The sequence below is a fragment of the Alcanivorax limicola genome, from assembly GCF_019931215.1.
GTDB lineage: Bacteria > Pseudomonadota > Gammaproteobacteria > Pseudomonadales > Alcanivoracaceae > Isoalcanivorax > Isoalcanivorax limicola.
The window spans coordinates 21,923-48,242 of record NZ_JAIOUB010000004.1 but is presented as its reverse complement, the minus strand read 5'-3'; the positions used below and the strand labels follow the sequence as shown (position 1 = coordinate 48,242).

Genomic DNA, 26,320 nt, shown 5'->3' with positions numbered 1-26,320 from the left:
GTCGGTGTGGTGCCGGAGCGATGGCTCCCCGGTTAACAATCCGGTGCTGCACCGACATCCCTCCTAAGCCCCTGTTTACCTTCCTCTGCCGCCGGGCGGGGGAAGGTTTTTTTCGTTCATCGCGGATTAGCTGGAATGTTTGCCGGCAAGGATCACTTGCGTGCCACTCTGAAAGCGGGACGTTTCCCAGTGGGTTGGTCACCCTCCATCGAGTACGCGTTGAGCCGGGGTATGCCCTTCCGGGACCGCTCAAGCCGTCCCTGGTCGCTCGCGCTTTGGCCATCCCTGGCCAAAGAGGTCCCTCCAGGGCATACCCCGGCTCAACGCTGGCAGAAGAATTAACGCACGGTGGTTACATCGACTTTCTGGAGGAACAAAACCGTCAGTTGGCATGCAGCTTGTTAGCTGGGCTGCGCGTGACGGCCCTCGGGGGGCGGGAAAGGTTTTCAGGACTGTTTGAGGCAGGATGCCGAAACCAAGCCCCCAGGGATGGGTTTACGGCGTGTCCTGAAAACCTTTCCCGCCCCCCGAGGGCCACAACCACCAAACCAAAGCAGAATGGAACATACCGCACAGTAGAAGCCGAGTCCGGCGGATCTCAGATCTCGAACGTGCCTTTCAGCTTTTTCGGTACCGGCGTCAGCTTCAGGCGCGCATGGACCGGCATGCCATTCTTGAACGGCATTGGCGCTTCGCCCTGAATCAGCGGCAACAGATAGTCGCGGGCGGCCGCCGTAATGCCGAAGCCGTCGCGGCTGATGAAATTACGCGGCATTTTTTTCTCGACATTGGCGACCTTGGCCAGCGGCGCTTTTTCGACAGCCCAGCTGTATTTCTTGCCCTTGCCGCGAATGATGGCCGGCATCACAGCGTTATCGCCGGCCTCGGCCATTTCCACCGCTGCCCGACCTACGGCATAGGCCTGCTCCAGGTCTACGGCAGAGGCCATATGGCGCGCCGCGCGTTGCAGGTAATCCGGCACCGCCCAGTGATACTTGTGGCCAAGTTCGGCTTTCACCATCTGCGCCAGCACCGGCGCGACACCGCCGAGTTGCTTGTGGCCGAATGCATCGGTGGAGCCGGCATCCGCCAGAAACGTCCCGTCCTGGTAACGGGCGCCTTCGGACACAGCGATGACGCAGTAGCCGTATTTCTTTACCGTCTGCTGCACTTTCTTGAGGAATTTTTCCCGGTTAAAAGCGATCTCGGGGAACAGGATGATATGCGGTGCATCACCGTCCTGCTCCTGGGCCAGGCCTGCGGCAGCGGCGATCCAGCCGGCGTGGCGGCCCATGACTTCCATGACGAACACCTTGGTGGAGGTGGCGCACATGGACTGCACATCCAGCGCGGCCTCGCGGATCGAGACGGCGGTGTACTTGGCGACGGAGCCGAAGCCCGGCGAGCAGTCGGTGATCGGCAGATCGTTGTCCACGGTCTTGGGCACGTGGATTGCCTGAATGGGGTAGCCCAGGGTTTCTGACAATTGGGATACTTTCAGGCAGGTGTCTGCGGAGTCGCCGCCGCCGTTATAGAAGAAGTAGCCGATGTTGTGCGCCTTGAAAACCTCGATCAGGCGTTCGTACTGGCGCCGGGAGGTTTCCAGATCCTTCAGCTTGTAGCGGCAGGAGCCAAAGGCGCCGCCGGGGGTGTGGCGCAGGGCGGCGATGGTCGCTTTCGTTTCCTTGCTGGTGTCGATGAGGTCTTCGGTCAGGGCGCCGATAATGCCGTTACGGCCGGCGTAGACCTTGCCGATCACCTTGCTGTCGCGGGCGGCTTCGATGACGCCGGCGGCGGAGGCATTGATGACGGCGGTGACGCCACCGGACTGGGCGTAGAAAGCATTCTTGCGGGCCATGCGTGTCTCCGTGCTGCTGTTACCGCGGGGGGGCGGGGCTGATCTGAGGGCGCCATGATAATGATCCGGGAGCCGTGCGGCCAGCGCGACAGCGCTGCGGGCCTCTGCGACAATGTCCCATCATGCCGCACAGGTGGTGTTTCACGTTTCACTGGCAAGGTATGCATGAACGCAATCTGGTCTTTGTATTTCCGCGCCAGCACGTTGCGCAGCGGTCCGGAGGATATGCCGTATTCGCTGCCCTTGCTGCGCACGACGCTGGTGCTCTGGCTGTTGCTGCAAGGCCTGGGGGCGGTGCTGCAAGCGCGCTTCAGTGTGCCCCAGAGCCTGATGGCCCAGGTCTGGCTGCTGGCCGTGTTGCTGGGCGCCACCTGGTTGATGCTGGCTTTCAAGGGGCTCTCTGCCAGAGTCGTACAGACCTTCACGGCCCTGTTGGGCGTGGAGCTGGTGATTGGCGTGCTGGCCCTGCCGCTGGTGATTGCCGCCCGGCCGTTGGGGGATGAGGCGCTGCCGTTGTGGCTGCAGGTGCCTTATCTGGTGCTGCTGTGCTGGAATCTGGGCGCGCGCGGCTACATCCTGCATCGTGCCCTGCAAATTGGCCCTTTTCTGGCCATGGCGCTGGTGCTGACCTTGCTGATGGTGAGTTTTGCCTTGTTGGCGATGTTGATGCCTGAACTGGCGGCGAGTGCGGCCTGACCGCATTCTCTCGACACTACTTTATTCTGCAACACGGAACACGATAACCATGCATATCCACATTCTCGGTATTTGCGGCACGTTCATGGGCTCGCTGGCGCAACTGGCGCGGGCCCAGGGGCACCGGGTGACCGGTTCGGACGAGAACGTCTATCCACCCATGAGTGATCAGCTTGCGGCCGCAGGGATCGAGGTCACCAGCGGCTATGACCCGGCACAGCTGCGGCCGGCGCCGGATCTGGTGGTGATCGGCAATGCCATGAGCCGGGGCAACCCGGCGGTGGAATATGTGCTGGATACCGGGCTGCCCTATGTGTCTGGTCCGCAGTGGCTGGCGGAATCGGTGCTGCAAGGGCGCTGGGTGGTGGCGGTGTCCGGCACCCACGGCAAGACCACCACGGCCAGTATGGTGGCCTGGATTCTCGATCACTGTGATCTGGCGCCGGGCTTTCTGATTGGCGGCGTGCCGGATAATTTCGGTGTGTCTGCACGTCTGGGGGAGGCGCCTTTTTTTGTCGTGGAAGCGGATGAATATGACACCGCGTTTTTCGACAAGCGCTCGAAGTTCGTGCATTACCGCCCGCGTACGCTGGTGATGAACAATCTTGAGTATGACCACGCCGATATCTTCCCGGATCTGGCCGCCATCGAAACCCAGTTTCATCACCTGATGCGCACCGTGCCGGCGCAAGGCCGGGTGATTCTGCCGACCGGCGAAGTCGCGCTGGAGCGTGTGCTGGAGCGCGGTTGCTGGAGCGAGGTGCAGCGCTTTGGTGAGGGCTCTGCGGTCACCGTGCAACTGGAAAAAGCGGATGCCTCGCTTTTCCGGGTGACGCTGGCCGAGGAAAACGGGCAGTCAGTGACGGCCACCGTCAACTGGTCGCTCACGGGCCTGCACAATATGCGCAATGGCGTCGCCGCGCTGCTGGCGGCACGCCATTGCGGCGTGACGCTGACCGATGGCGCTGCGGCGCTGAGTGAGTTTGCGGGCGTCAAACGTCGCATGGAGCTGGTGGGCGAAGTGGCCGGGGTGCGGGTCTATGATGATTTTGCGCACCATCCCACCGCCATTGCCCTGACCCTCGACGGCCTGCGCAAACAGGTGGGCCGGGAGCGTGTGATTGCCGTGATCGAACCGCGTTCCAATACCATGCGCCTGGGCACGCACCGGGATCGTCTGGCGGATTGCATTCAGGCGGCGGATGAAGTGATCTGGTATCAACCGCCGGGCATGGACTGGTCGCTGGATGCGGTGGTCAGTGCCAGCCAGGTGCCGTCACGCACGGCGGACAATATCGAGGCGCTGGTCGCCGCGCTGGCACAGCAGGCCGCACCGGTGCATATCGTCATGATGAGTAACGGCGGCTTCGGCGGCATTCATCGCAAACTGGTCGCCGCACTGGCGACAGCGCAGGGCGTGGCGTCCGCATAACAGCCATCCACAAAAACAGAAAAGGGAAACGAATCATGACCGCAGCTTTTATTGCAGGGTTCCACTATCTCGGCATCATGCTTCTGACCGCCACGCTGCTGGTGGAGTGGTTGGCACTGCGTACGACGATAACCCGCGAGGTGCTGGACCGGCTGGTACGCATCGATATTCTTTATGGTATTTCGGCCGTGGTGATTCTCGTTACCGGCTTTTTGCGTATCACCACGGCCTACGGCAAAGGGCCGGTGTTCTACATGCACAGCATGGCCTTCCACACCAAGGTGGGATTGTTCATTCTGATCGGGTTGATCTCGATTGTGCCGACAATACGTTTTCTGCGCTGGCGCAAGGCAGCACAGGCGAACGGCAGCCTGCCTGATGCGGCAGCCGTCAACGGTACCCGCAAGCTGGTCCTGGTGGAGCTGCATATCCTGTTCCTGCTGCCGTTTCTCGCCGCCATCATGGCGCGTGGCATAATGTGACGGTGATTGAGGCCAGCACCGAGGCCAGTACCTAGGCCAGCACCGAGGCCAGTACCTAGGAGAGCCCCATGGCATACAGCACCCGCGTTACTCTGGCATTTACCGGCGCCTCCGGGGCGCAATACGGGTTGCGCCTGCTGCAATGCCTGCTCGCTGCGAATGCGGAAGTCTTTGTCATCGTGTCCAAGGCGGCGCGGGTCGTCATCGGCACCGAAACCGATCTGCGATTGCCGGCAGGAACGGGCGCAACAGAAGAGGCGTTGCGTGGCTATCTGTTCAAAGATCTGCGCAAAGACGATCCGCAGGGCGGCGGTCAGCCGGAAAAGCGTGGTCGCCTGGTGGTTTGCGGCCTGGAGCAATGGACGGCGCCTGTCGCCTCCGGCTCCGGTGCACCGGCCAGTATGGTGGTCTGCCCTTGCTCCACCGGTACGCTGTCGGCTATCGCAACGGGTGCCAGTAACAACCTGATCGAGCGTGCTGCGGATGTGGCCATCAAGGAAGGGCGTAAGCTGATCCTTGTGCCGCGTGAATCCCCCTTCTCCGCTATTCACCTTGAAAACATGCTCAAGCTGTCGCGCCTTGGCGTGGTCATCATGCCCGCTGCCCCGGGCTTTTATCACCAGCCGCAAAGCGTGGATGATCTGGTGGATTTCATTGTGGCCCGTTTGCTGGACCAGCTGGGTGTCGAGCAGACGCTGGTGCCCCGCTGGGGTGAGCACGGGGGCTGACGCCCCGCGTGTCAGAAGCGGTAGCTGCCGCCCAGCGAGAGACCTGACGGACTGCCGCCGGGCACTGTGGCCAGCTCGCTGCCTCCGCCTGTGGTGCGCCCTTGCGCATAGGGGCGCAGGGTCGCTGCGTCCCCATTATCCATCCAGGCGTAGCTGACGTAGAACAGCATGTTCCGCGCCAGGGTGTAGTCCACGCCTGCGGCATACAGGTCGGCGCGCAGGTCTTCATCGTCGGCGTCCAGCCGGTAGAACTGCATTTTCAGTGCCCAGCGTTCATCGAGGGCGTAGCGCGCACCGCCGCCATAGGCCTTGTCATCCGGGTTATCGGCATGCTGGTACAACGCGGCCAGCCGCAGCGAGCCGATATCCTGCCAGCCTGCCACACGGGTCGCCTTGCGCCGATAGAGGTCGCCGGTGAGCAGGCCATCACCGTCCGTGTCGACGTATTGCTGCTGCTCATGCGCCAGCGCCAGCAGCGTGTGCTCGCCTTGCCAGGTGAGCGACGCGCTCCATGCGTGGGTATCCGAGGTGCTGGTGCCATCACCGTCCAGCCGGGTTGCATAGTGGCCTTCGCCGGTCATGCCACGCCAGGCGGGGGTCCGGTAGGCAATGCCATTGCGGAATCGCTCATCCCAGCCGATCGGCCCCTGGCCGCCGGGGCCTGCAATCCTGTTGCGCAGTATGTTCCTGGCATCGCCCACCTGATCCGAAAAGAAATCCACCTGGCTGCGCAGGCGCTTCAGCGGGGTGTTGAACTTGCCGAAGCGCAGCAGCCCCCAGTCCCCGCGCGCGCCCACAAAGGTGTCGCGATCAATCCAGTCGTTGCCCTGATTGTCGATGCGCAGGGTGGTCTCCGCCTGCCACAGCACGGTCAGCTCATGCGTCTCGAAATAGTGATTGCCGCGAAAGCCGATACGGCTGCTGTTGCTCGACAGATTCAGGGATTCGCCGTTGCCGTCGGTATCCAGAAAATCCACCGAGGCATTCATGCGGCCATAGATTTCCACCGGCTGGGCGGCGGCGAGCAGGGGCAAGGCCAGCAGGGGCAGGGCAAGCCAGGGAGGCAGTGGGGTGTGGCGCATTGGGAGATCCTTGCGATGTCATTCTTGTCGAGGTGCTAACAATAAGGTGATGTGACCGGAAAATGAAAGCCTGTAAGGCCTCCTCCGCAGCATGCCTGTCGGTCAGTAGCTTCCAGCAACAGCTGACTGGTAGCATTCGACGCATTGGTTGCTGCGACATCACTGTGTTTCAATGCGTTGTCGCAACTGTACCCGCCTGTACCGAGGATCAATCGTGATTGACACCGAACAAACGGAGCCCCGCCTGAAGACCGTTACTCATCGAGAGGCGTTCTATGTCTGGTTGCGCATCGGGCTGTTAAGCTTTGGCGGGCCTGCCGGCCAGATTGCGCTGATGCAGCGTATCCTGATCGATGAAAAGGGCTGGATCAGTGAAAAACGTTTCCTGCATGCGCTGAATTACTGCATGTTGCTGCCGGGCCCGGAGGCCATCCAGTTAGCGATATATACAGGCTGGTTGCTGCACCGCACCGTCGGCGGTTTGATGGCCGGGTTGCTGTTCCTGCTGCCAGGCGTTGTGGTGTTGATGGGGTTGAGCCTGCTGTACGCGTTGGCTGGCAACCTTGACTGGGTGACGGCCCTGTTCTTCGGTCTCAAGGCGGCGGTGCTGGCGATTGTGATCAGTGCCGTGATTCGCCTGGCACGGCGCGCGCTGGGTACAACGGCGCGCTATCTGATGGCCATGGCAGCATTTATTGCGCTGTTTGTGCTGGCGGCGCCTTTCCCGCTCGTGGTAGCGAGCGCTGCACTGATCGGCCTGGTCGGTGGTTGGCGAGGCTGGCAGAGCTTCGAGCCGCCGTTGCACGATGTTGACGACGGCGGGGCGGACGATCGGCACCTTCACGGAGAACGCCCTTCTCGCTGGCATGCACCGCGCACCCTGGCAATCTGGTTACCGCTGTGGCTCGTGCCTGTGTTGGTACTGGCCCTGATGCTCGGACCAGATGACGTGTTCACGCAGATCGGTATTTTCTTCAGCCAGCTGGCGGTGGTGACCTTCGGTGGTGCCTACGCCGTGCTCAGTTACATGGCGCAGCAGGCCGTTGAACATCACGGCTGGCTGTCAGCTGGTGAAATGCTTGATGGACTGGGGTTGGCGGAGACCACCCCCGGCCCATTGATTATGGTGGTGCAATTCGTCGGTTTCCTTGGCGCCTTGCGGGACAGCGGCCTTGACCCGATTCTCGGCGGTATTCTGGGCGGTTTGCTGGCGACCTGGGTGACCTTTGTGCCATGTTTCCTGTGGATTTTTCTTGGCGCGCCTTATGTTGAGGGTTTGCGCCATCGCCCGGTTATCAATGGTGCGCTTGCCGCGATCACTGCGGCGGTGGTCGGCGTGATACTCAATCTGGCCCTGTGGTTCGGCACCCATGTGCTGTTCTCGGAGGTGGAGCGCTGGCGCTATGGATTACTGGATATGCCCCTGCCTGTCTGGCACACCGTCGAACCCCTGGCATTGCTGCTGGTGGTTTTTGCGCTGGTATGCCAGTTCATATTCCGGCTCGGTCTGTTTTCGATGCTGGGGCTATGCGCGGGCGCAGGCTTGCTGATGGGGATGCTGCCCCTCTAATCCCGACATTGCCCGACTCATGTGTCGGGCTTTTCGGACGTGCGAGACAGATGCGCAGTAACCCCCCGCATGAAAGAAATCATTTCAGCGGTGTGTGGACGAAAATCCGGGTCGACGCTGGTTTTGACAATCACCACGCCCGGGTTTTCGGCGACCCAGATGGTTTGCCCCCAGACGCCGTTGAAGAAGTATTCGCCATCGGGTTCGGTGGGCGTCCACAGATGATAGCCGTACCCCCGCTCGGCATAACCGTGGCCGGATGCCATCCAGGGTTCAGGCCGTCGCGTCGCGCTGAAGACCCAGCCCTCTGGGAGTATCTGCTGATAATTCCACACGCCCTGCTGCAGATGCAGTTGTCCCAGTTTGGCGTAATCCCGCAACGTCACGTTCAGGCAACAGAACGCCAGTTCGATGCCATGCTGATCCAGGTTCCAGAGGGCGTCGTCCTCCATGCCCAGCGGTTGCCATAGCTGCTCGCTGGCGTAGGCCGACACGCTGCTGCCCACGGCTTCCGCCAGCACCCAGGCCAGTATCTGGGTGTTCGGGCTGATGTAATGAAAGCGCTCCCCTGACGGTTGTGCCGCAGGGTGGCTGGCGACCACGTCGCGGGCCGACGCGCCCAGCAGGAATACACGGTAGAACAGCAGATTTATATCGGACGTGTGCTTGTGGTAGGTCTCGTCAAAATCGATGCCGCTGGCCATCATCAGCAGGTGCTGGATGCTGACATCGCCGTAGGCTTTCCCCTTCAATGCGGGGACATAGTCGCTGACCTTGTCATCCAGTGAGCCGATATGACCGTCTTCGTGCGCTATGGCCACCAGCGTACTGACAACAGTCTTGGCCATGGACCAGGACGTCAGGCGCGAGGTGGGTTCGGTCCCCTGAAAATATTGTTCCAGCTGCACCTCACCGTCCTGAAGCACCATCAGCCCGGTGGTCTCCGTACGTGTCAGAAACTCACCGACGTCAATGTCTTCGCCGTTGTGACGGAACGTCTGCGGTAAATCGCCGGGCGTGGCGGCGCGGGGCAGTGGCGTGGGCGTGTCGCTGGCGGGCAGGATCACGTAGGGAAAAACATTTTCCATGGCGCGAAAATTGTCCAGCCGGTATTCCGGATGAAACAGCCGCGTCATGACGCTCGGGGAATAGGGCGACCAGGGACGGAACCACCACAGCAGTACAGCAACGAGGGCGGCGATGAGGGCAAGCAGGAGCAGGGTGCGTTTGCGCATGGGGAGACCGTTGTTTTTCTTGAGGAGTCTCGAGTCTGCCAGTGCTGCGGGAGAATGCCAACGCGCGAGTTTTATGCAATGGCCTTATTCAATAACGTAATCAATGGGCACGCTCAAGCCGCTGGCGAGCCGATCGACAATGGAGGCGGGGGGTTCCGGGAGACGAAGACGCCGTAGCATGCGTTCGGCAGCCATATCCAGGATGCGGCTGCCTGAGCTGTCGATGACCGCCAGATCTTCCACCCGGCCTCTCTCATTGATCGCGAAATGGACCGTCACGACGCCCTCCTGGCCGCGCAGGCGTGCCTGGGCGGGATACTCCCTGTGGCGCTCGATGGCTTCCTGGATGGCTCGTCGGTAGCGATTGTACTCATTGTCGTTGTCGCCCACGGCATCAGCGCCGGGACCGACAGGGCCTGCGCGGCCCTGATCGGCGGCCTCGGAGGCGGGTGTATCCGTGCTCGCTTCGGCGGCCACATCATCCATGGCATCGGTGGTCGTGTCCGGTTCGACGGCGACGGGGGGCTCCGGTTCAGGCTCGGGGACTGGCTCAGGCTCGGGCTCGGGCTCGGGCTCCGGTTCGGGTTCGGGTTCGGGTTCGGGTTCCGGCTCCGGCTCCGGCAGTGGTTCCGGCTCGGGAGCTTGTTCTGCTTCGCTTGCCTCGGTCGCTTCCTCCGGCGTTGCCTGGGCCAGCGACAGGGTCACGGCGGAAGCGCTGGGCGCTCCCGGTTGACCGCTGGCCAGGGTGTCCGGTTGCCGCACCAGCAACACGGCAGCGTGCAGCGCCAGCGATACCAGCACCCATACCCACAACGAGCTCGCCCTCATGGTGCGCTCCGGGTGACCAGTCGCACCTCCTCGACGCCAGCCTGCTGCAATACAGTGAGCAGTGGGCGCATGGTATCCAGGCGTGTTCCGGCGTCGGTCAGCAATCGGACGGAGGCGGGGGCGTCGGCCTCGCGCGCTTCCGCGCTGGCGGCCAGCAGTGCTGGCAATACTTCCAGTGTCAGCGGCTCGCCCTGACGGGACAGATTCCCGGCCTGATCCAGCGTCAACAACAACTCGTCTGCTTCCTGCTCCAGCGGCACGCTGCTTTCAGGGGGCTCCACGTCAATGCGATTTGGCGCCACCTGGCCGGCGACCATGAAGAATACGAGTAGCAGGAACACCACATTGATCAACGGCAGCGCCGGTTCGAGTGCCGGGCGGCGCGGTGGCGTGGGGGTCAGAAGCGTGTCGCGCGCAGACAGGTTCATCGCATCAGCTCCAGCCGGGCGTCCTGTAGCCCGGCGTCCTGCAGCACGTCCACCACCTGCAGCATGGCCTGCACCGAGGCGTCGTCAGCGGCGGTGACACGGGTGGGTTGCCGGTTGTCCGTGGTCAGCGCCCGTCGCAGGGCGGCGAGATCCATGGACTCGTCGTTGAGCTGCACCCGATCTTCGCCCAGCACCTTGATATGACGGATCTCGCTATCGCTGGCCACCGGGGTGGTGGCGGTGCTGCTGACTTGCAGCGGCAGATCCTGCCAGGCGCCGAACCGGGTCGCGAGCATAAAGAACACCAGCAGGATGAACACCACATCAATCAGAGGTGTCAGGCCGATGGTCGGCGTGCGGTGGCTGTGTTCGTTGATATGCATCAGGCGTATCAGTAAGCGTGGGCGGGGTCAGCTTCCGTGGCCTGCTTGGCCTCTGCCGCCGAGGTCAGGTTGCCATTGAGCGCCACACGCAAACGCGCCAGGCGGTCTTCCATGGTGTGTCGGCTCTGTTCGATGGTGCGGTCGCACCAGTGGAACGCGGCCAGTGCCGGGATGGCAACCACCAGACCGGCGGCGGTGGTCAGCAAGGCCTCCCAGATGCCGCCGGACAGCAGTGCCGGATCAACCTGTGAGCCCGCCATTTCCAGCTGTTGAAAGGCGCTGATCATACCGAACACCGTACCCAGCAGACCGATGAGTGGCGCCAGGGTGCCGACCACTTCCAGCAGTCGCAGGCCGCCGCGCAGGCTTTCCAGCTCCGCCCGTGCCTGGCGCAGCACCTCCTCTTGCCACTGGCTGGCGGAGACGCCCGGCCGGGCCAGTGCCAGTGCACCGCCAATCACCTTGTCGCCCGGTGTGGCGGCATCGGCCAGTGCCGCGTCCGCGGCCTGACGATCACCGCGTACCAGCGCCGCGAGTGCGGTATCCGCGCAGGGCGTGGCGAGGGGCCGGGTGCGCAGAAACTGCACTACTTTGCTCAGCAGCACCGCAAGCGACACCACCGACAACACTGCCAGCAGCCACATGGCCGGGCCGCCGGCCACGAACCAGGCGGGCAGGGCAGAGTTTTCGAGTGCGGATGCAGGCATGAGGCGCTCCAGGGAGATAATGAGTGGCCGTGAAATCGCGCACAGGGTAGCGCTGGCATGCTGTTAATGCAAGTCATTATCATTTGGGCGGAGAGCGATTGGTCAGTCCGTGCGTTCAAGAATCAGGTTGAAGGGTGACCAGAATTCCTGCTTGAACTCATCCAGCAACTTGATGCGGGAAGCATCCAGCCGCAGGAAGTGGCGTGTGCTGCCGGGGCGGTCAGGGTCGAGTTGATAGACGATGGCATCCGGGTCTGTTTCGGTGCCACGGTGTTGCGCCCAGGGGCCGCTGGTCTGGCGAGGAACGGATTGGGCGTCCTGATCCTCAAGACGTACTTCCGTGGTGCGATAGGCCTGGACGTCATGGTCCAGTGTCAGGGTGACTTTCAGGCCTTCACAGTCCGGACAGGGCAGTATGCCCTGGTAGGTTTCCTCATTGGCGGGCTTTACCGCAGGGGCTGCGGTGTCAGAAGCGCCAGGGCGCTCGGGCGGGCTATCGGCAGGTGGTGTGCTGGCACAGCCCGTCAGCAAGGCAAGCAATAGCAGGCAGGTATTCGGCGTCCCGTTTCTTCTCACGTTGCAGCTCCCCACAAGCTGGCTGGCCCGCCAATGTGCAATCTGGCGGGCCTGAAGTTGCCGGGGCTGTGATGGCAGGTCAGCCGCGTGGCTGACTGGCCGCCTCGGCGCGTACACGCAGCGCATGATTCATCTTGCTGAACCCGGCGCGGGTATCACGATTCAGCTTGCGGCGCATGAAAGGCACCAGCAGGCCGGAGAAGGTTTCGCTGTGGCTGAGACGTACGGTGCCATCTTCCAGCGGCGAGATGACGAAGGTGTGCACGCCATCGAACAGGCCGGGAATCAGAAAACGGCCACGCCAGGCCAGTACCTGTGCGTGCTTCACCCGCAGTACCTGCGGCCGGAAGGTCATGCTGCGGCCCGGCCGGGTGGCGATACTGATGCTCAGACGCTGCCCGGCCTTGGGCACGCCACTGGCGTTGATGATGAACGGGTTCCACTCACTGTAGTGCGAAAAGTTGGTGAGGATGGCCCAGATTCGCTCGGGGCTGGCATTGATGTCGATGGTGGTATCCAGCGTAAACACGACGGCGTCCCTGCTTGGTATGCATGATGTGAGCCTCATGGTAACGGATGCAGCGGCGTCCGTCCGCCCCGGATGTGCGCGCGGAACCAATTTGTCGGGGACGGCGGCACCATGGGGCCGCCGCAATGTCTCGTCGCTATGAACCTTGATGATCTCGTCGAAAGGGCTCAAGCAACTGTTCCCTGTAAGTAGCGGGGTAGTCTGGTCGCCCGCGCACGCCGATTTCCTGGCTGGAGCGCGGTGCGGTGCCAGGAGCGTAGTGGAAAGTGCCCATTACATGGTCGTAGAGCGTGGTGAGCAAACCATAGTTCACATCGCCGTTGGCGCCGTTGCTGTGATGGAAGCGATGGATCTCGGCATTGGCAAACAGGTATTTGAGGCCACCGGTGCGGATGTCCGCATTGCTGTGTTGGCCCAGTAATGCAAGAGAGACCAGAAACGGCAAAGTCAGGGCGACCTCAAGGGGAATGCCCAGAAGCAGCAATGGCAAAACACCACTGAGCATTTCCACCCCTTGATGAAGCGGGTGTTTCATCAGCCCATTGAAGCCGTACAGCCGCTGGATACTGTGGTGCACGGCATGGAAGCGCCACAGCCCGTAAAACCGGTGACTGGCATGATGCGCGGCGGCAATACCCAGATCCAGAATCAGAACAGCCATCACCACCTGGGCCCAGAAGGCCCAATGATCTGGCCAGATGCCCGGCGTTACCGCCAGCCAGGCGAACGCGGGAAGCAACCACACTGACGCTCGATTCAAGCTCAGGTTTACCAGGGCGTGAGCCCAATCTCGTCCGATGTCCCGGCGAGGGCGATTCCAGTCCGGTTGATAGGGTATCCAGCGCTCCGTCAGGAAGCTGAACAGGATAGCTCCGGCCAGCAGAGCCAGAAGCGCCGGTAAGCCTGCACCTGCCTCTACCAGCACGATGGCGCCAGCACCAAAGCCCAACACCAGAGTCGGCCAGGTGATCCACTGCAAAAGTCTCTTGGCAACCATGGTTCATTCCCCTCCATACTATGTGATTTGCGACGGGGCATCTTGTCAAAGGCAAGGAGTGGGCAATTGAATAAACCGGCAGATCCCAGATTCCAGTTGTTTTTCTGGCGCCATCGATTGTTGCTGCTGGGCCCTGCCTTTGATACCGATTGCCATGCTCATCACGCGGCCCAGTTGGGTGTTGGTCTGATGGCCCCGGTCAGAGTAAGGCGCGGGCAGGCAGCGTGGCAGCAGGCGTCCGGGTTTTATGTGCCGCCGGATGTGGTGCATCAGTTTGATGGCGCGGGCACACCTTGTGTGATGCTTTATCTGGACCCTGAAAGCGTCGATTGCCAGCGTGCCTGCCAGCGATGGGGAGAGCAGGGCGTGCGGACGCTGGACAACGGCCCGAACATCCCTGAAAGCTGGAAAGCGCTGATACTTGGCGGTGCGGAAGTTTCCGAGTCATTGGCTGAGGAGCTGGTTGCTTATCTGCTGGAGCCGCATGAACCGGAGGAGGCTGATCTGAATGCCAGCCAGCCCCGGCAGGTGGACCCGCGGCTCCGGCACATTCTGGTGTGGTTGGATAGCCACCTGGCGGAGGCCGTTCGGCTAAGGGACGCGGCAGCAGCGGGCGGTGTCTCTGAAAGCTGGTTGAGCCACCAGTTTTCCCGAACTTTTGGCCTGCCCTTGAGGCGTTATGTGTTGTGGCGTCGTTTGCGGCGGGCAACCGAATTGGCCCTGGCGGGCCTTAGCCTGACCGAGGCCGCCCATGCAGCGGGATTCTCCGATTCGGCACATCTGACCAGAACGTTCCGGGAAAACTTTGGCGTTACACCCAGTTTCCTGGTGGGGCATCCCGATCCGCCAAGAGTCGTCTTTGTTGACCAGTGACTTTATTGATCAGCGACTTTATTGATCAGTGACTTGGCCCGCGCGTTAATAAAAAGAGAGCGTCAGCCCGGTGTAGAGCATGCGATCAGGTCCGGGTTCAAAATACTGGCCGTTGTTGGCGTTCACACGAATATTGCTGAAATAGTCGCGGTTAAAGATATTGTTCACGCCGGCGTGGATATCCAGTGTCTGACCGAAAGGCTGCCAGCGGCGACCGATGCGTGCGTTGGCGACGGCATAACTGGCGGCGCGGGCGTCGCTGTTGCGCAGGTTGGCGTTGTTGGTAAACACGTCGCTGGCAAAGCGGGTGTCGATAATGACGAAATGCCCCATCTCATGGCGCCAGGCACTCTCCAGAAACACGCTGTGCTGCGGCAGCCCGGGCAATCGGTTGCCGCTGAAATCATTGCCGTTGCGATCCTCGAAACGCTGGAACCGGTAACTGGCCCAGGTCCAGGCAGCGGTGAGCGTCAGCCGGTCGGTGGTGGCGTGCGTCAGGCCCAGCTCCAGGCCATGACGTTCTGTGCGCGCTGCGTTTTCATAAAACGTACGGCCATTGTCTTCGTAGGGCGTGATTTCATCACGCACGCGAATGGCAAACAGCGCGATGTCATAGCGCAGTGTCGGATGCAGGGTGCCTCGCGCACCGGCTTCCGCGCTGCGGGTTTTTTGCGGCGTCACCGTGGTGTTGAACCCCCCGCTGCCGTCGGGGTTGGCGAACTCGGTGAAGGTCGGTGTTTCGAAGGCCGTGCCGGCGTTGGCGAACAGTTGATGGTCCGGGTGTGCGCGCCATAGCAGGCCGGCACTGTAGCTGCCTTCGTTGAAGGTGCGTGCCCCCGAGTCGTTACCCCGGCGGTCATCAATGGCCAGACGCACGCGGTCGGCACGGGCGCCGAGGGTCAGGGTCAGCGCATCGCCCAGGGCGGTGTCTGTTTGCAGAAAGACACCGGCGGCCGTGGCGCGCTGGAACGCATCGCCGGAGATGCCGGTAATGGCGCCCGCCGGGTTTACTGTGCGGCGCAGGCGCTCGTCTTCCTGGCGTTCTGTTTCGACCCCGATGATATAGCGCTGGGGCAGACCCAGTGTGTTGAAGTAGCCGGTGTAGTCGATGCCGGCGCCGTAGAAATTCCGCTCATAGCTGACCAGGCTGGAGCCGGGGAACGGCAATTGCTGAACAAACTCTCTGCGGGTAAAAAAAGTGCGTGCATTGAGTGTGCCGCCGGCGGCGTCGTCATCGCTATACAGCAAACCGATACGCTGTTGCCGGACCTGTTGGCCCGCGTTGAGGTTGATGGCATTGGCGGTGGCCTGGCGACGGTCCGCGCGCACCTGGGCACGGGTGAGGCCGCCGGGGTCCTGTGCGTCATCCGTGTTCAGGGCAGTCAACACCAGATCAAGGCGACGCTCGGGTGTCAGATCCAGACCGATGCGCGCATTCATGCGTTGCTGCTGCACGGCACTCTGTTCGCGATAGCCCTCGTAGTCCAGGTCAGTCACGCTGACATGGTGGCTGAATTCCCGTTCATTGCCGCTGAGCTGGGCATTGATCTTGCGATAGCCGTTTTCGCCATACTCCCCGCGCAGCAGGATGCGGGTCTGGTCAATGTCACGACCGTCACGACTGTCACGACCGTCACGGCTGGTGATATCGATAATGCCGCCGCTGGCATTGCCATACAGCACCGAGGAGGGGCCGCGAATCACGGTGATGTCTGCGGCCGAATCCAGATCCAGTGCGTCGACTTGGGACTGACCGTCCGGCAGGGTTTCCGGGATGCCGTCGATACGAATGCGCAGGCCGCGAATACCGAACGGCGCGCGGGCGCCAAAGCCCCGTGCAGAGATGCGCTGGCCCTGGGCAAAGTTGTCGCTGTTCTGGAAATAGAGCCCGGGCACGCGGGAGAGTGACTCCGCCAGTTGCAGTTGCTGGCGACCATCGGCGATATCCTCTCGTCCCACGTGTGAGACGGCTGCCGGTGTCTCCTCCAGCGCGCGGGACAGGCGCGTCGTATCAATCAACACAGGGTCCAGGCGCGCGCCCCCACTCTCGGCATCGGCAGCAAATGCCAGGGCGCTGCACGTCAGCCCGGTGAGTGCCAGTCCTTTCAATGCCAGTCCTTTCAATGCCAGTCCTTTCAAAGATAGCCCGGTAATTGCCAGCGCCGTGCGTGAAAAAATCCGGTGGAGGAGTGCCATGCAAGCTGCCTGCTGTGTCGGGGTGGAATACGGCGACGTGACTACTCTACTTTACCGCGCAGCGCTTTGGTGTCGCTGCGTCGGCGCTTGCCCTCAAGGCGCCTTTTTTTTGCGCCCATGCCGGGGCGCGTCGGTATGCGCGGTTTGGCCACGACGGTGGTGCTGCGGATCAACTCCGCCAGGCGTCGCAGGGCGTCATCGCGGTTTTTCAGCTGGCTGCGAAACTGCTGTGCCTTGATGACGATGACGCCGTCATCGGTGATGCGCTGATCGCGCAGTGCCAGCAGCCGTTCCCGGGTTTCCTCCGGCAACGACGATGCGTGGATATCGAAACGCAGATGCACGGCGCTGGATACCTTGTTCACGTTCTGGCCGCCAGCGCCCTGTGCACGGATCGCGTCAATTACGATTTCCGAATCAGGGATGCTCAGATTGGCTGTGATGTACAACATGAATGACATGTTCCGGGAAGCTGACAGGAGTGCAGATTACGCAATCACGGGCCGCAATGGCAATTTCACGATCTTTCCTCAATCCTCGTGCCACTGTGAAGAGGTTGAAAAATGCTGCCGCAGCGCGCGTCCAAGCTGATGATTACACAGCATAAAAATAATCATGCGGTTTTACATATCGTGCACATTCCGGCCTTCATTTATCGAGAGAGGCCGGCGCGGCAGGGTGTGGGCCGCGCAGTGTGTTGCCTTGTTCTCGGCCGCTGCTGGAGACTGGACGTCACGTCACGCCGGAGGCAGGCACCATGAACGGATCAGAGAAGGCGTCTTCACCCACCGGGCTGCAGCCTATGCTGTGGTGCGCCCTGTTGTGGGCGTTGCTGGCAGCAAGCATGGCCCCGGGCCACGTGCGCGCCCAGACCCAGGCGCCTGTGTTCAGTGACGCAGACATCGACCAGATGCTTGCTCCGATTGCGCTGTACCCGGATGTGCTGCTCAGCCAGATACTGATTGCGGCGACCTATCCGCTGGAGGTGGTCGAGGCGGCCCGGTGGTCCGCCAGCAATGCCAGGCGCGGCGGCACGGATGCGGTGCGGGCAGCGGCCAGCCAGGGTTGGGACCCGAGCGTGCAGGCGCTGGTGGCGTTCCCGGATCTGTTGCAGCGCATGGACGAGGATCTCGACTGGACCCGGCGACTCGGTGATGCCTGGTTGATGCAGGAAGCGGATGTCAGCGACAGAATCCAGCATCTCCGGCAACGGGCAGATGCGGCGGGTCACCTGCGGACCACAGAGCAGATCCGGACCCGGCGCGACAATAACGTGATCATTATCGAGCAGGCCAATCCGCAGGTGGTTTATGTGCCTTACTACCAGCCTGCGGTGGTGTATGGCAGCTGGTGGCACGCCAGCCATCCGCCGGTTTACTGGGCCCCGCCCCGCGGGTATCACAGCGGCGCGGTGTTTTATTTTGGACCCGGCATCCGGCTTTACTCCGGATTTTTCTACAGCCGTTTTGACTGGCCGCGGCGGCAGATCGTGGTCGTCAGTCGGCGGTCATCGGCGCATGGCGGCTACGTCCGCTGGCGGCATGATCCCCGTCATCGCCGTGGTGTGACCTATCGCTCGCCACAATTGAATCGTGATTTTTCTCGTCATGGCGCATCCATTGATGCCAATCGGCGGCCTGTCTGGCAACGAGAGACCGCGCACAACAGACCCCAGGGCGAGCGTGGCGCCGAGCGTGGAGCAAGGCACACAGAGCGTCGTCCGCGCGCCGACGCTGACGCGCGCGACCGTGCTCCAGCCAGGCAGATGCGGCCACCGACGACAAGGCCACCTGCCTCCACGCGGGCGCCGTCCTCACGCCCGCCGTCCGCGCAGGAGCGTCAACGTGCGCGCGGAGATCGCGAGCGATCGCCGCAAGGCAGTCAACAGCGCGGGCAGCGGCGAGAGCAGCAGCGAGAACAGCAACGTGAGCAGCAACGTGAGCATCCGCGCCAACAGCAACGCCAGCGTATGCAGGCGCCTAATTCGCCATCTCGGCCGGATGGCTGGCAGCCCCGAGGACGCAGCGCCCGAGAGTAATTCAGGGCAGGCGCCGGCGCAGCGTGCCTTCATCCGCACCGGCGCCGCCGAAATGAATATCGTCCACCAGGAAGCCTTCCCGCGTCAGACGCAGGACGACCAGTTCGCGCCATTGGCTGCTATCACCGCGCATGCCGACCTCCACACCTACCCGGTCGCGATCAATCGGCACTCTGCGCAGTACCGTAAACTGTCGCGCCGGGACGAAATTGCGCATGAACAGGGCGCCCTCGGCCAGCGGTACGGGTCTTTCCGGATAGTCCGCCACATAGCGCTCACGGGCGTCGAACGTGGCGTACAGCAGGGATTCCAGCTCAGGGGTAATGAAGGGGCTCAGCACGTCCAGTGCGATCTCGCCGGGCAGGCCCTCCGGCTGCAACGTCAGATAGCGGCCGTAGAACTGGCAGACGACGAATTCAGGAGAGCGGGCGTCCCGGCAGGCGGGATCAGGCTGTTCTTCGTGCAGTGGTTCGGTCACGCAGGCGCTGAGCAAGACCGTGGCTGCAAACCACAGGGCTGCTCGCATGGCGGAACCTGGCGCGGATGTCATCATGCGGGCAAGTATACCTTGCTCCCGGTTTCAGTGGGCCATGGCGTCCAGTCTGGGGCTGGGTCGATCTGTGGCGCGGCGGCGCAGGGGAGCAATGTGCAGTATGACCTGCTGCCAGACATCTTCAGGTTGCAGTTGCGCCATGCACGGGGCTGCAGCACTGCTCTGGCGGGCCAGCAGCCGACAATGGCGCTGTTGGCAGGGCACACAAGGCAAGGGTGCTTGCATGTGACGCGCATGCGGGCCGTGCAACCCGGTGTGGTCTACCGAGTTTGGGCCGAACAGCCCGACGACCGGTGTATTCAGCGCGGCCGCCAGGTGAGTAAAGCCGGTGGCCGTGCCGACCACGGCCCGGGCCGCCGCGAGTTTTGCGGCAACTTCGGTGATGCTGTGACGGCGCGGGGCCACATGGATCGCGGCCTGTTGCCCGCTGGTCTGGCTGATGCGCCGCGCCCGGGCCTCCTCTTCCGCATTGCCCCAGAGCAATTCCACGGTGTAGCCAGCGGCGACCGCCAGGCGCGTCAGCGCGACCCAATGCTGCTCTGCCCACAGTCTGCTCTGCCATGTAGAGCCCGGGATCAGCACGATCTGGGGCTTGCCGGGGGCCGGGGTGAAATGATCGCGGATGCCGAAATCCAGGCTGATCGGTAATGTGTAGTCCAGCGTCTGGGCGAACAGTTGGCGTGTGCGTGCGATAGCGTGCTGCGTCGGCCCTACGGGGTGACGGATGTCGGTCAGCCAGGCAGCCAGGGTCTGCCGTGTGGCGCGCTGGTCAAAACCATGGTGCTCGGCAGCATCGGCCTGGCGAGCGATCAGGGCGCTTTTCAGCAGCCCCTGCGCATCGATAACCAGGTCGTAAGATTGTTGGCGCAGGTTCGCCCGCCAGCCCCGGAACGCGCGCCAGGACGCGTAGTCGCGGTGGCAGAGCCAGTCGTTCAGGGTGACCGGGATGATGCGTTCGGCAGCCGGGTGCCAGGCCGCTGCCTCAGCCAGGTCGGCCTCCACCACCCAATCCAGACGGACATCCGGCCGGACACGCTGAAGGTCCGACAGGGCCGGGAAGGTGTGAAAGATGTCGCTGAGGGACGACATTCTGATCAGCAGTACACGCATGGTCACATCAGGCTCAGGTCAGGCATGCACACAGCAGGCACCGGGCAGATGCTGTGTCATCGGTACCCGATGGTATGCGGGGCCTGTGTAAGCGTTCAATGTGAGTTCTGTTATGTGGAGGGCAGCACGTTATACATCTTCTGTTGCAGACGTGTAATGCGCCACCCCGGGCCCTTGGGTATGATTCGGGGCTTGTGAGACTGACTTCCGCGACCTGGAGCGTTATGCGCCGATTGTTTCCTGTGCTGCCAGACATTGCAGCCGTTACCCGCCGCCCATTGCACACGCTGGCACGCTGTCTGGCGGCGTGCGCATTGCTGGCCAGTACGCCGACGCTGGCCAGCTCGCCAGTCGATATGCCGCAGTTGCAACTGGCGTCCGCCGCCGCCGCTGTGGGGCGCCCGGGCGTCGACGCGCCGCTGTTCCAGAAACATGCGGACCAGGTGGTGCCCATTGCCTCAATCACCAAACTGATGACGGCGATGGTGGTGCTGGATTCCGGCGCCAGCCTCAGTGAATGGCTGGAAATACTGGAACGGGACACGCCGGCCCCGGCCAACGCCTACTCCCGCATTCGCATCGGCTCAGAAGCCCAGCGCCAGGACCTGCTGCATATTGCGCTGATGTCCTCGGAGAATCTGGCTGCGCACGTGCTGGCGCGGCACCATCCCGGCGGCAAGGATGCCTTCGTCGCTGCCATGAATGACAAGGCCCGGGCCCTGGGCATGCACCAGACGCGGTTTGTCGATGCCACGGGCCTGTCCAGTGACAATGTGTCCACGGCCGCAGATCTCCTGAAGATGGTGCTGGCGGCCCATGAGTATGAGGCGATTCGTCAGTTTTCCAGTGCCGGGCGTCATGATGTGCGATTCCGCAAGCCGCGTTACAGCCTGGCCTACGGGAATACCAATGCGCTGGTGCATGCTGAAAGCTGGGGGGTGGCACTGAGCAAGACAGGATATCTGAGCGCCGCGGGCCGTTGCCTGGTGATGGTGGCTGACGTAGAGGGCGAGCCGGTTGCCATGGTGCTACTGGATTCGCTGGGCACCCGTACCCCGCGTGGCGATGCCGGCCGGGTGCGTCGCTGGATGACCACCGGGGATAGCGGCAGCGTGGCGGCTGCCGCGTTGGCCTATGAGCAGGAGCGTACCGCGCAGTTCGGCGCGGGGCCGCAACTGGCTGAAGGCCGCAATACGCCGGCGGCTACGGATCGGGCCGGCTATTAACGACAGCGATTGAACGCAGCGTCAGCGTGCAGGGTGTGGCAGGCCCACATCAATGCCCTGATGCTGCAGGTCCGCATGGTAAGAACTGCGCACCATCGGGCCTGACGCCACTGACGTGAATCCCAGTTTTTCTGCTTCTTTCGCGTACTCGCGGAATTCATCCGGGTGGACATAACGATCCACCGGCGCATGGTGCTTGCTCGGCTGCAGGTACTGGCCGATGGTCAGCATGTCGATGTCGTGGCCGCGCAGGTCATGCAGGGTTTCGATCACCTGTTCGAAGGTTTCCCCCAGGCCGACCATGATGCCGGATTTGGTCGGCACAGACGGGTTGCGGCGGCCGAATTCCTGCAGCAGTTTCAGCGACTGATCGTAGCGGGCGCCGGGCCGGATATGCTTGTACAGGTGCGGCACGGTTTCGATGTTGTGGTTGAAGACATCCGGTGGCGTGGCGCTGAAGATGTCGATCGCCTGTTCCATGCAACCGCGGAAATCCGGTGTCAGCACTTCGATGCGCGTGGCCGGGGTCATGTCTCGAACGCGCTGGATGCAGTCCGCGAAATGCGCGGCGCCGCCATCCTTCAGATCGTCACGGTCCACCGAGGTGACGACCACATATTTCAGACCCATATCCCGCACGCTTTCCGCCAGATGCTGCGGCTCGTCCTGATCCAGCGCATTGGGGCGGCCGAAGCCGACATCGCAGAAGGCGCAGCGGCGGGTGCAGATGTCCCCCATGATCATGAAGGTGGCGGTGCCGGAGCCGAAACACTCGGGCAGGTTGGGGCAGGCGGCTTCCTCGCAGACGGTGTGCAGCTTCTGCTTGCGCAGCATGTCCTTGACCTGCTGGATGCGGCCGCTTGACGGCACCCGCACACGAATCCAGTCCGGTTTGCGCTCGCGGGCTGGCGCAGCGACTTCGTTGACCACAGGAATGGTGCGCACCTTGCGCTCGCCACGCAGCTTTTCCCCGGGGGCCACTTTCTTGCGTTCGGGGCGGGGTGCGGGGTGCGTCATGGGAGCTCCTGAGCGGTGATGTCGTGCGGCGGCGGGCCGGGTTCGGGCGCTAGTGTAGCAGCTGGCGAGGCAGCCGGCAGTGCCGTCAACGCGTGTCCGGGCAATGTCAGCGCCAGTGTCTTTGCCAGGGCGTGCAGCAGGGCATCCTCTGTTGCGGCCTGTGCATGGGGCGCTGCCAGCTGAGCCAGGCTGGTCATCGGCTGGCCCGCGTAGCCGCAGGGGTTGATGCGCTGATAGGGCGTCATGTCCATATCCCGGTTCAGCGATAGCCCGTGGTAGCTGCGGCCGTGGCGAATACGCAGCCCCAGGGAGGCGATCTTGGCGCCGTCCACATAGACCCCCGGCGCTTCCGGTTTGCTGGCTGCCGCCAGGCCGAGATCCGCGAGCATGGCAACAATGGCATTCTCGATCCCGGTGACCAGCGCGCGGGCACCGATGCCCATGCGGTGCAGGTCCAGCATCAGATAGATCACCGTCTGGCCGGGGCCGTGGTAGGTCACCTGGCCGCCGCGGTCGCATTGCACCACAGGGATGTCACCGGCTCCGAGAATGTGTTCCGGTTTGCCAGCCTGGCCCAGGGTAAAGACGGGTGGATGCTCCACCACCCACAACTCGTCCGGCGAGTCGGGGGTGCGGGTATCGGTGAGGGCTTTCATCGCCTGCCAGCACGGCAAGTAGTCCGTTTCGGCAAGGCGGCGAACACGCAGCGCAGGTAATGTCATGGCGGCATTATCGCGCGTGTCCGCCGGCAAGGAAAGCTGATCCGCCGCGCGTTGCCGCGCGGCGAGGCTCAGAAAAAGCCGCCGCAGGATTCGCTGTTGGGGTATTTCGCCTCGTTGCGTTCCACCACCTGATTGATCCAGCGCGTCACCAGGTCCACGCCTTCGGCGTGCGCGACGCTGCGGGCGATGGGCGGCATGCGTGCGTCGGCACGGTCTTCGTTCTCCATGCGGAAGGTGAGGATCGAATCGTGGGCTTTTGCCGGCACGATATCGAAACGGCGCCCGCCGGAGCCGTCACCGGCCGCTGTGGGGCGTTTGCAGATGCCGTAAGCACCGTCCACGCGGCGCTGGACGTCGAGGAACAGGCCGGTGTTGGAGGCACTGCCCGCCGGGTTGTGGCAGTGGGCGCAGTTGCTCTCCAGGTAGGCCCGGGCACGATGCTCGATATCCGCGGGTGAGTTGGCGGCCTGGCCGCTATCGCCCGGCAGGTTGAAAATCCCGACCCGTTCGACATTGGTGGCGATCTGTTGCCCGTTCAATGTCAGTGCCGGGGCTTCCGCCAGCATGCCCTGGTCAATCCAGTGCGCCAGCTGGTTGCGCGGGCCCAGATCGGTGTAATCGAACGGCGTGTTGAGGTAGCGCACCTTCGGGCCTATGGGCGCAGAACCACGCTCGCGATCATCATTGGCGTGGCAGGTAATGCACTGATTGGCATGGGGGATGCTGTAGCTGTCAGTGCTGCCCACATAGGGCGTGCCCACATGCGGATCATTGTAGCGCCAGCTGACGGCCGCACGACCGCCGCCCAGCGCCAGGCGCGCCTGCCGCTCGCCATCCTCGCCGGTTTCCCAGATATACGGCAGACCCTGCCAGTTGAAGGAGCCGTCAGCGTTGGCGCGTTTGATCAGCAAGCGCGTTTCCACCACCGCTTCGTTGTTGCCATCCGGGAAGGAGAAGGTCTTGCTGATCACGGTGCCGACCGGGAACAGCAGTGTTTCGTTGATGCCGTCGTCGCTGTCGCGCCAGCGCGCGCTGGTGCCCGGCGGCAGGAATACCGTGCGGTACTTCACCGAGTAATCGGAGAACAGCGGCGTGGTCAGATCGTAAGGCAGTGTGCGCTCGCCCCGGGGCGTGCTGCGCGGATCGGTGGCATCACTGAACAGATTGTAGTGCGCCAGATCCGGGCAGTTGAAGGCCAGCGCCGGCCAGTTGATGGTGTCTGCCTCGCCTGCTTCACAGACCGCCAGGATTTCTGCTTCTGAGGGCGGCTGCTCACTGCCTGCCACGGGGGTATAGGGGGCGAGGGTGACCGGGGGCAGACTCGCCAGCGTGCTGCCGAGCGTGGCCGCGCACTGGTGCGGCGTCATGTCGTTGTCGCGCAACTTGGTGGGGTCGAGATCCAGGCCGTGGAAATTGAGGAAGTGCGCCGGGGAGACCAGCTGGCCGATGGGTTGCAGCAGGCCGCTTATCGGGCCCAGCAGATCCCCCAGTGCTTCGACCAGCGGACCGGACACAAACTCGTTGTCCTCGATGCAGAGCCAGAAATCCGGTTTCAGGCGCTGGCCTTCCTGATCGAACTTGAACGCATTGTGACGACATTCAGGATTGGGATCGGCGGAGCTGAATTGCGGCTTGCCGAATTCATCGGCCTCCACCGGCTCGCCGTCTGCGTTGACGGGGTAAGGGCAGTCCGCATCCAGGTCATCATAGAGGCCGTCCCAGACGATGTGTGCGCCGAGGCCCAGATTTTTCAGCCGCACCAGTGTGGGCAGCAGGAATTCCACTTCGCCATCGCTGAGCCCTTGCAGATTTTCCAGGGTCAGTTCCAGCGGCGGGTTATAGCCGGCGTTCTTCAGCACGTTGTTGCGAATCTGAATGCCTTCCGGATACAGATCCATGCGCCGGTCGCCGTCGCCGCCCAGCAATTCATAGCTGGCGATGATGATATTGGCGGTTTGATGATCCTCGAAGACATTGTCGAAAATCTCGATGCGGTCGTACGACAGAATCAGTGCGCCAGTGCCTTTGGGTACCGCTCTCACAATGCCGCCTGCTGCGAAGTTGCTGAGGTTGTTGTTGCGCGACACGTTGTTGAACAACCGCGTGCCATCTCCGAACTGGGACAGGCCGGGCAGATCGAAAATCAGAAAACCGCCGGTGTTGCATTCCGCCAGATTGTCGTACTGATCTGCGCGGTTGGTGTTTTCAATTTCGAAGCCGGCGACATTGAACGCGGCACGGCTGTTGCGAATGATGACGTCGTTGGACTGGCCCACATAGATGCCGGCGTCGGACGCGCCGATGGCTTCCACGTTGTCCACCAGGATGTTGCGCGATTCCACCGGATAGATGGCATAGCGCCCGTTGGAGGAGGACACCACATAGTTGTCCGGGCAATCCCAGTGCAGGGAGGCGGGCACATTGCTGGCGGTAACCCGCAGATCGTTGCTGGACCAGAGCATGCGCAGGTCGATGAAGTTGACGAAATCCGAGCCCTTGACCTTGATGCCGTCGCCGGGGGTATCCACCACGGACATGTCACGCAACGTCACCCCCCGGGTGTTGGAGACCAGAATGCCTTCGGCGGTGTTGGCGTCGCGGAAATTGAGGACTGTGGCATCACGCCCGGCACCGCGGATGGTGACGTTCTCACCATGTTGCAGCACCAGACCGGTATCCATCTCGTAATAGCCCGGGGCAAACTCGATGTCGTCGCCGGGCCCGGCGGCAATGAAGGCTTCCAGCGCTCGCTGGGTGGCATCGTCACCGGGTGTGATCAGCCAGTGGCGCGGGGTATAGGGCGTCGACGTGCCGGGTTGCGGGCTGTCGCTGCCGCCTCCAGGCTGGCCGGGTGCCGGGCCGTTGACGCTGGAGCTACCACCGCAGGCGGTCAGCAGCAGGGCGGACAGAAGCAGAGCAGGCAGCAGGAGAATCGGCGTGCGCGAAAACACCGGCAGCAGTGAGAGGCGTGGCATTGTTGTTATCCCCGATAAATAGCGTTGCCAGCAGGCTATCCGGGGCATGAAGACGGGAACAGGCGTGTTTGGTTACCTG

At 62.6% G+C, this 26,320-nt stretch carries 25 protein-coding genes; 8 read left to right on the top strand and 17 right to left on the bottom strand.

Going from position 1 to position 26,320, the window contains the following annotated elements:
• Nucleotides 1-598: 598 nt before the first annotated feature.
• Nucleotides 599-1,858 carry a 6-phosphofructokinase gene (locus K8B33_RS13055; RefSeq protein ID WP_223427265.1) on the bottom strand — a complete coding sequence of 420 codons (1,260 nt, stop codon included), beginning with the start codon at nucleotides 1,856-1,858 and terminating at the stop codon, nucleotides 599-601.
• 165 nt (nucleotides 1,859-2,023) lie between these two features.
• Between K8B33_RS13055 and K8B33_RS13050 the strand changes: the two genes are divergently transcribed.
• The 4 genes from K8B33_RS13050 to K8B33_RS13035 all read left to right on the top strand — a co-directional run bounded on the left by K8B33_RS13050 (nucleotide 2,024) and on the right by K8B33_RS13035 (nucleotide 5,196).
• Complete coding sequence (locus tag K8B33_RS13050) at nucleotides 2,024-2,554, top strand: hypothetical protein (RefSeq protein WP_223427263.1); 531 nt, start codon at nucleotides 2,024-2,026, stop codon at nucleotides 2,552-2,554.
• Between the two features lie 49 nt (nucleotides 2,555-2,603).
• Nucleotides 2,604-3,986 carry a UDP-N-acetylmuramate:L-alanyl-gamma-D-glutamyl-meso-diaminopimelate ligase gene (gene mpl / locus K8B33_RS13045; protein WP_223427261.1) on the top strand — a complete coding sequence of 461 codons (1,383 nt, stop codon included), beginning with the start codon at nucleotides 2,604-2,606 and terminating at the stop codon, nucleotides 3,984-3,986.
• A 35-nt stretch (nucleotides 3,987-4,021) separates the two neighbouring features.
• Nucleotides 4,022-4,468 (top strand): DUF2214 family protein, encoded by a 447-nt coding sequence (locus tag K8B33_RS13040; RefSeq protein ID WP_223427259.1) that lies wholly within the window; start codon nucleotides 4,022-4,024, stop codon nucleotides 4,466-4,468.
• Nucleotides 4,469-4,536: 68 nt separating this feature from the next.
• The gene (locus K8B33_RS13035) at nucleotides 4,537-5,196 is read left to right on the top strand and encodes a flavin prenyltransferase UbiX (protein WP_223427258.1); all 660 of its coding nucleotides are present in this window, start codon (nucleotides 4,537-4,539) and stop codon (nucleotides 5,194-5,196) included.
• An 11-nt stretch (nucleotides 5,197-5,207) separates the two neighbouring features.
• Here the strand turns inward: K8B33_RS13035 and K8B33_RS13030 are convergent, their stop codons facing one another.
• Nucleotides 5,208-6,278 (bottom strand): porin, encoded by a 1,071-nt coding sequence (locus K8B33_RS13030; RefSeq protein WP_223427257.1) that lies wholly within the window; start codon nucleotides 6,276-6,278, stop codon nucleotides 5,208-5,210.
• Nucleotides 6,279-6,492: 214 nt separating this feature from the next.
• Here K8B33_RS13030 and chrA point away from each other — a divergent pair, with 214 nt between their 5' ends.
• Nucleotides 6,493-7,848 carry a chromate efflux transporter gene (gene chrA, locus K8B33_RS13025; RefSeq protein ID WP_223427256.1) on the top strand — a complete coding sequence of 452 codons (1,356 nt, stop codon included), beginning with the start codon at nucleotides 6,493-6,495 and terminating at the stop codon, nucleotides 7,846-7,848.
• Nucleotides 7,849-7,865: 17 nt separating this feature from the next.
• Here chrA and K8B33_RS13020 read toward each other — a convergent pair whose 3' ends face one another.
• The 8 genes from K8B33_RS13020 to K8B33_RS12985 form a co-directional block, all read right to left on the bottom strand.
• Nucleotides 7,866-9,083, bottom strand: coding sequence for a serine hydrolase domain-containing protein (locus tag K8B33_RS13020; protein WP_223427255.1), 1,218 nt, complete (start codon nucleotides 9,081-9,083; stop codon nucleotides 7,866-7,868).
• 84 nt (nucleotides 9,084-9,167) lie between these two features.
• On the bottom strand, nucleotides 9,168-9,911 hold the full coding sequence (locus K8B33_RS13015) for an energy transducer TonB (RefSeq protein ID WP_223427254.1): 744 nt from the start codon (nucleotides 9,909-9,911) through the stop codon (nucleotides 9,168-9,170).
• Nucleotides 9,908-10,339 (bottom strand): ExbD/TolR family protein, encoded by a 432-nt coding sequence (locus K8B33_RS13010; protein ID WP_223427252.1) that lies wholly within the window; start codon nucleotides 10,337-10,339, stop codon nucleotides 9,908-9,910. Before K8B33_RS13010 ends, K8B33_RS13015 begins: the two co-directional genes overlap by 4 nt.
• Complete coding sequence (locus K8B33_RS13005) at nucleotides 10,336-10,722, bottom strand: ExbD/TolR family protein (RefSeq protein WP_223427250.1); 387 nt, start codon at nucleotides 10,720-10,722, stop codon at nucleotides 10,336-10,338. The genes K8B33_RS13010 and K8B33_RS13005 overlap by 4 nt, the downstream gene beginning before the upstream one ends.
• 8 nt (nucleotides 10,723-10,730) lie before the next feature.
• Nucleotides 10,731-11,429 carry a MotA/TolQ/ExbB proton channel family protein gene (locus tag K8B33_RS13000; protein ID WP_223427248.1) on the bottom strand — a complete coding sequence of 233 codons (699 nt, stop codon included), beginning with the start codon at nucleotides 11,427-11,429 and terminating at the stop codon, nucleotides 10,731-10,733.
• 102 nt (nucleotides 11,430-11,531) lie between these two features.
• Entirely contained in the window at nucleotides 11,532-12,005 is a 474-nt protein-coding gene (locus tag K8B33_RS12995) for a copper resistance protein NlpE N-terminal domain-containing protein (protein ID WP_223427245.1), read from the bottom strand.
• A 79-nt stretch (nucleotides 12,006-12,084) separates the two neighbouring features.
• Nucleotides 12,085-12,534, bottom strand: coding sequence for an SRPBCC family protein (locus K8B33_RS12990; protein WP_223427243.1), 450 nt, complete (start codon nucleotides 12,532-12,534; stop codon nucleotides 12,085-12,087).
• 136 nt (nucleotides 12,535-12,670) lie between these two features.
• The gene (locus K8B33_RS12985; protein WP_223427241.1) at nucleotides 12,671-13,531 is read right to left on the bottom strand and encodes a sterol desaturase family protein; all 861 of its coding nucleotides are present in this window, start codon (nucleotides 13,529-13,531) and stop codon (nucleotides 12,671-12,673) included.
• A 66-nt stretch (nucleotides 13,532-13,597) separates the two neighbouring features.
• On the opposite strand from K8B33_RS12985, the gene K8B33_RS12980 reads away from it, so the two are divergent.
• Nucleotides 13,598-14,404, top strand: coding sequence for a helix-turn-helix transcriptional regulator (locus K8B33_RS12980; RefSeq protein WP_223427231.1), 807 nt, complete (start codon nucleotides 13,598-13,600; stop codon nucleotides 14,402-14,404).
• Between the two features lie 45 nt (nucleotides 14,405-14,449).
• Here K8B33_RS12980 and K8B33_RS12975 read toward each other — a convergent pair whose 3' ends face one another.
• The gene (locus tag K8B33_RS12975; protein WP_223427229.1) at nucleotides 14,450-16,600 is read right to left on the bottom strand and encodes a TonB-dependent receptor family protein; all 2,151 of its coding nucleotides are present in this window, start codon (nucleotides 16,598-16,600) and stop codon (nucleotides 14,450-14,452) included.
• A gap of 41 nt (nucleotides 16,601-16,641) precedes the next feature.
• Nucleotides 16,642-17,052, bottom strand: coding sequence for an alternative ribosome rescue aminoacyl-tRNA hydrolase ArfB (gene arfB, locus K8B33_RS12970; protein ID WP_223427227.1), 411 nt, complete (start codon nucleotides 17,050-17,052; stop codon nucleotides 16,642-16,644).
• 305 nt (nucleotides 17,053-17,357) lie between these two features.
• Here arfB and K8B33_RS12965 point away from each other — a divergent pair, with 305 nt between their 5' ends.
• A complete protein-coding gene (locus tag K8B33_RS12965; RefSeq protein WP_223427224.1) occupies nucleotides 17,358-18,638 on the top strand; it encodes a DUF3300 domain-containing protein in 1,281 nt (426 codons plus the stop codon).
• A 1-nt stretch (nucleotide 18,639) separates the two neighbouring features.
• Here K8B33_RS12965 and K8B33_RS12960 read toward each other — a convergent pair whose 3' ends face one another.
• Together K8B33_RS12960 and waaC are read right to left on the bottom strand one after the other, a co-directional pair.
• Nucleotides 18,640-19,164: a hypothetical protein gene (locus K8B33_RS12960; RefSeq protein WP_223427222.1), complete on the bottom strand. Its 525-nt coding sequence runs from the start codon at nucleotides 19,162-19,164 to the stop codon at nucleotides 18,640-18,642.
• Between the two features lie 54 nt (nucleotides 19,165-19,218).
• The gene (waaC, locus tag K8B33_RS12955; RefSeq protein WP_223427220.1) at nucleotides 19,219-20,301 is read right to left on the bottom strand and encodes a lipopolysaccharide heptosyltransferase I; all 1,083 of its coding nucleotides are present in this window, start codon (nucleotides 20,299-20,301) and stop codon (nucleotides 19,219-19,221) included.
• Nucleotides 20,302-20,525: 224 nt separating this feature from the next.
• On the opposite strand from waaC, the gene pbpG reads away from it, so the two are divergent.
• The gene (pbpG, locus tag K8B33_RS12950) at nucleotides 20,526-21,527 is read left to right on the top strand and encodes a D-alanyl-D-alanine endopeptidase (RefSeq protein ID WP_223427217.1); all 1,002 of its coding nucleotides are present in this window, start codon (nucleotides 20,526-20,528) and stop codon (nucleotides 21,525-21,527) included.
• A 21-nt stretch (nucleotides 21,528-21,548) separates the two neighbouring features.
• On the opposite strand, the gene lipA is transcribed toward pbpG, so the two are convergent.
• The 3 genes from lipA to K8B33_RS12935 all read right to left on the bottom strand — a co-directional run bounded on the left by lipA (nucleotide 21,549) and on the right by K8B33_RS12935 (nucleotide 26,241).
• Nucleotides 21,549-22,544 (bottom strand): lipoyl synthase, encoded by a 996-nt coding sequence (gene lipA / locus K8B33_RS12945; protein ID WP_223427215.1) that lies wholly within the window; start codon nucleotides 22,542-22,544, stop codon nucleotides 21,549-21,551.
• Nucleotides 22,541-23,266 carry a lipoyl(octanoyl) transferase LipB gene (gene lipB, locus K8B33_RS12940; RefSeq protein WP_223428005.1) on the bottom strand — a complete coding sequence of 242 codons (726 nt, stop codon included), beginning with the start codon at nucleotides 23,264-23,266 and terminating at the stop codon, nucleotides 22,541-22,543. The genes lipA and lipB overlap by 4 nt, the downstream gene beginning before the upstream one ends.
• 68 nt (nucleotides 23,267-23,334) lie before the next feature.
• Nucleotides 23,335-26,241 carry a parallel beta-helix domain-containing protein gene (locus K8B33_RS12935; protein WP_223427213.1) on the bottom strand — a complete coding sequence of 969 codons (2,907 nt, stop codon included), beginning with the start codon at nucleotides 26,239-26,241 and terminating at the stop codon, nucleotides 23,335-23,337.
• Nucleotides 26,242-26,320 lie beyond the last annotated feature (79 nt).

What these genes read in the sequence shown, in the direction of transcription:
- K8B33_RS13055 (WP_223427265.1), bottom strand. Translation starts at nt 1,858, where the DNA reads ATGGCCCGCAAGAATGCTTTCTACGCCCAGTCCGGTGGCGTCACCGCC.
- K8B33_RS13050 (WP_223427263.1), top strand. Translation starts at nt 2,024, where the DNA reads ATGAACGCAATCTGGTCTTTGTATTTCCGCGCCAGCACGTTGCGCAGC.
- mpl (WP_223427261.1), top strand. Translation starts at nt 2,604, where the DNA reads ATGCATATCCACATTCTCGGTATTTGCGGCACGTTCATGGGCTCGCTG.
- K8B33_RS13040 (WP_223427259.1), top strand. Translation starts at nt 4,022, where the DNA reads ATGACCGCAGCTTTTATTGCAGGGTTCCACTATCTCGGCATCATGCTT.
- K8B33_RS13035 (WP_223427258.1), top strand. Translation starts at nt 4,537, where the DNA reads ATGGCATACAGCACCCGCGTTACTCTGGCATTTACCGGCGCCTCCGGG.
- K8B33_RS13030 (WP_223427257.1), bottom strand. Translation starts at nt 6,278, where the DNA reads ATGCGCCACACCCCACTGCCTCCCTGGCTTGCCCTGCCCCTGCTGGCC.
- K8B33_RS13020 (WP_223427255.1), bottom strand. Translation starts at nt 9,083, where the DNA reads ATGCGCAAACGCACCCTGCTCCTGCTTGCCCTCATCGCCGCCCTCGTT.
- K8B33_RS13015 (WP_223427254.1), bottom strand. Translation starts at nt 9,911, where the DNA reads ATGAGGGCGAGCTCGTTGTGGGTATGGGTGCTGGTATCGCTGGCGCTG.
- K8B33_RS13010 (WP_223427252.1), bottom strand. Translation starts at nt 10,339, where the DNA reads ATGAACCTGTCTGCGCGCGACACGCTTCTGACCCCCACGCCACCGCGC.
- K8B33_RS13005 (WP_223427250.1), bottom strand. Translation starts at nt 10,722, where the DNA reads ATGCATATCAACGAACACAGCCACCGCACGCCGACCATCGGCCTGACA.
- K8B33_RS13000 (WP_223427248.1), bottom strand. Translation starts at nt 11,429, where the DNA reads ATGCCTGCATCCGCACTCGAAAACTCTGCCCTGCCCGCCTGGTTCGTG.
- K8B33_RS12985 (WP_223427241.1), bottom strand. Translation starts at nt 13,531, where the DNA reads ATGGTTGCCAAGAGACTTTTGCAGTGGATCACCTGGCCGACTCTGGTG.
- K8B33_RS12975 (WP_223427229.1), bottom strand. Translation starts at nt 16,600, where the DNA reads ATGGCACTCCTCCACCGGATTTTTTCACGCACGGCGCTGGCAATTACC.
- arfB (WP_223427227.1), bottom strand. Translation starts at nt 17,052, where the DNA reads ATGTTGTACATCACAGCCAATCTGAGCATCCCTGATTCGGAAATCGTA.
- K8B33_RS12965 (WP_223427224.1), top strand. Translation starts at nt 17,358, where the DNA reads ATGAACGGATCAGAGAAGGCGTCTTCACCCACCGGGCTGCAGCCTATG.
- K8B33_RS12960 (WP_223427222.1), bottom strand. Translation starts at nt 19,164, where the DNA reads ATGCGAGCAGCCCTGTGGTTTGCAGCCACGGTCTTGCTCAGCGCCTGC.
- waaC (WP_223427220.1), bottom strand. Translation starts at nt 20,301, where the DNA reads ATGCGTGTACTGCTGATCAGAATGTCGTCCCTCAGCGACATCTTTCAC.
- pbpG (WP_223427217.1), top strand. Translation starts at nt 20,526, where the DNA reads ATGCGCCGATTGTTTCCTGTGCTGCCAGACATTGCAGCCGTTACCCGC.
- lipA (WP_223427215.1), bottom strand. Translation starts at nt 22,544, where the DNA reads ATGACGCACCCCGCACCCCGCCCCGAACGCAAGAAAGTGGCCCCCGGG.
- lipB (WP_223428005.1), bottom strand. Translation starts at nt 23,266, where the DNA reads ATGACATTACCTGCGCTGCGTGTTCGCCGCCTTGCCGAAACGGACTAC.
- K8B33_RS12935 (WP_223427213.1), bottom strand. Translation starts at nt 26,241, where the DNA reads ATGCCACGCCTCTCACTGCTGCCGGTGTTTTCGCGCACGCCGATTCTC.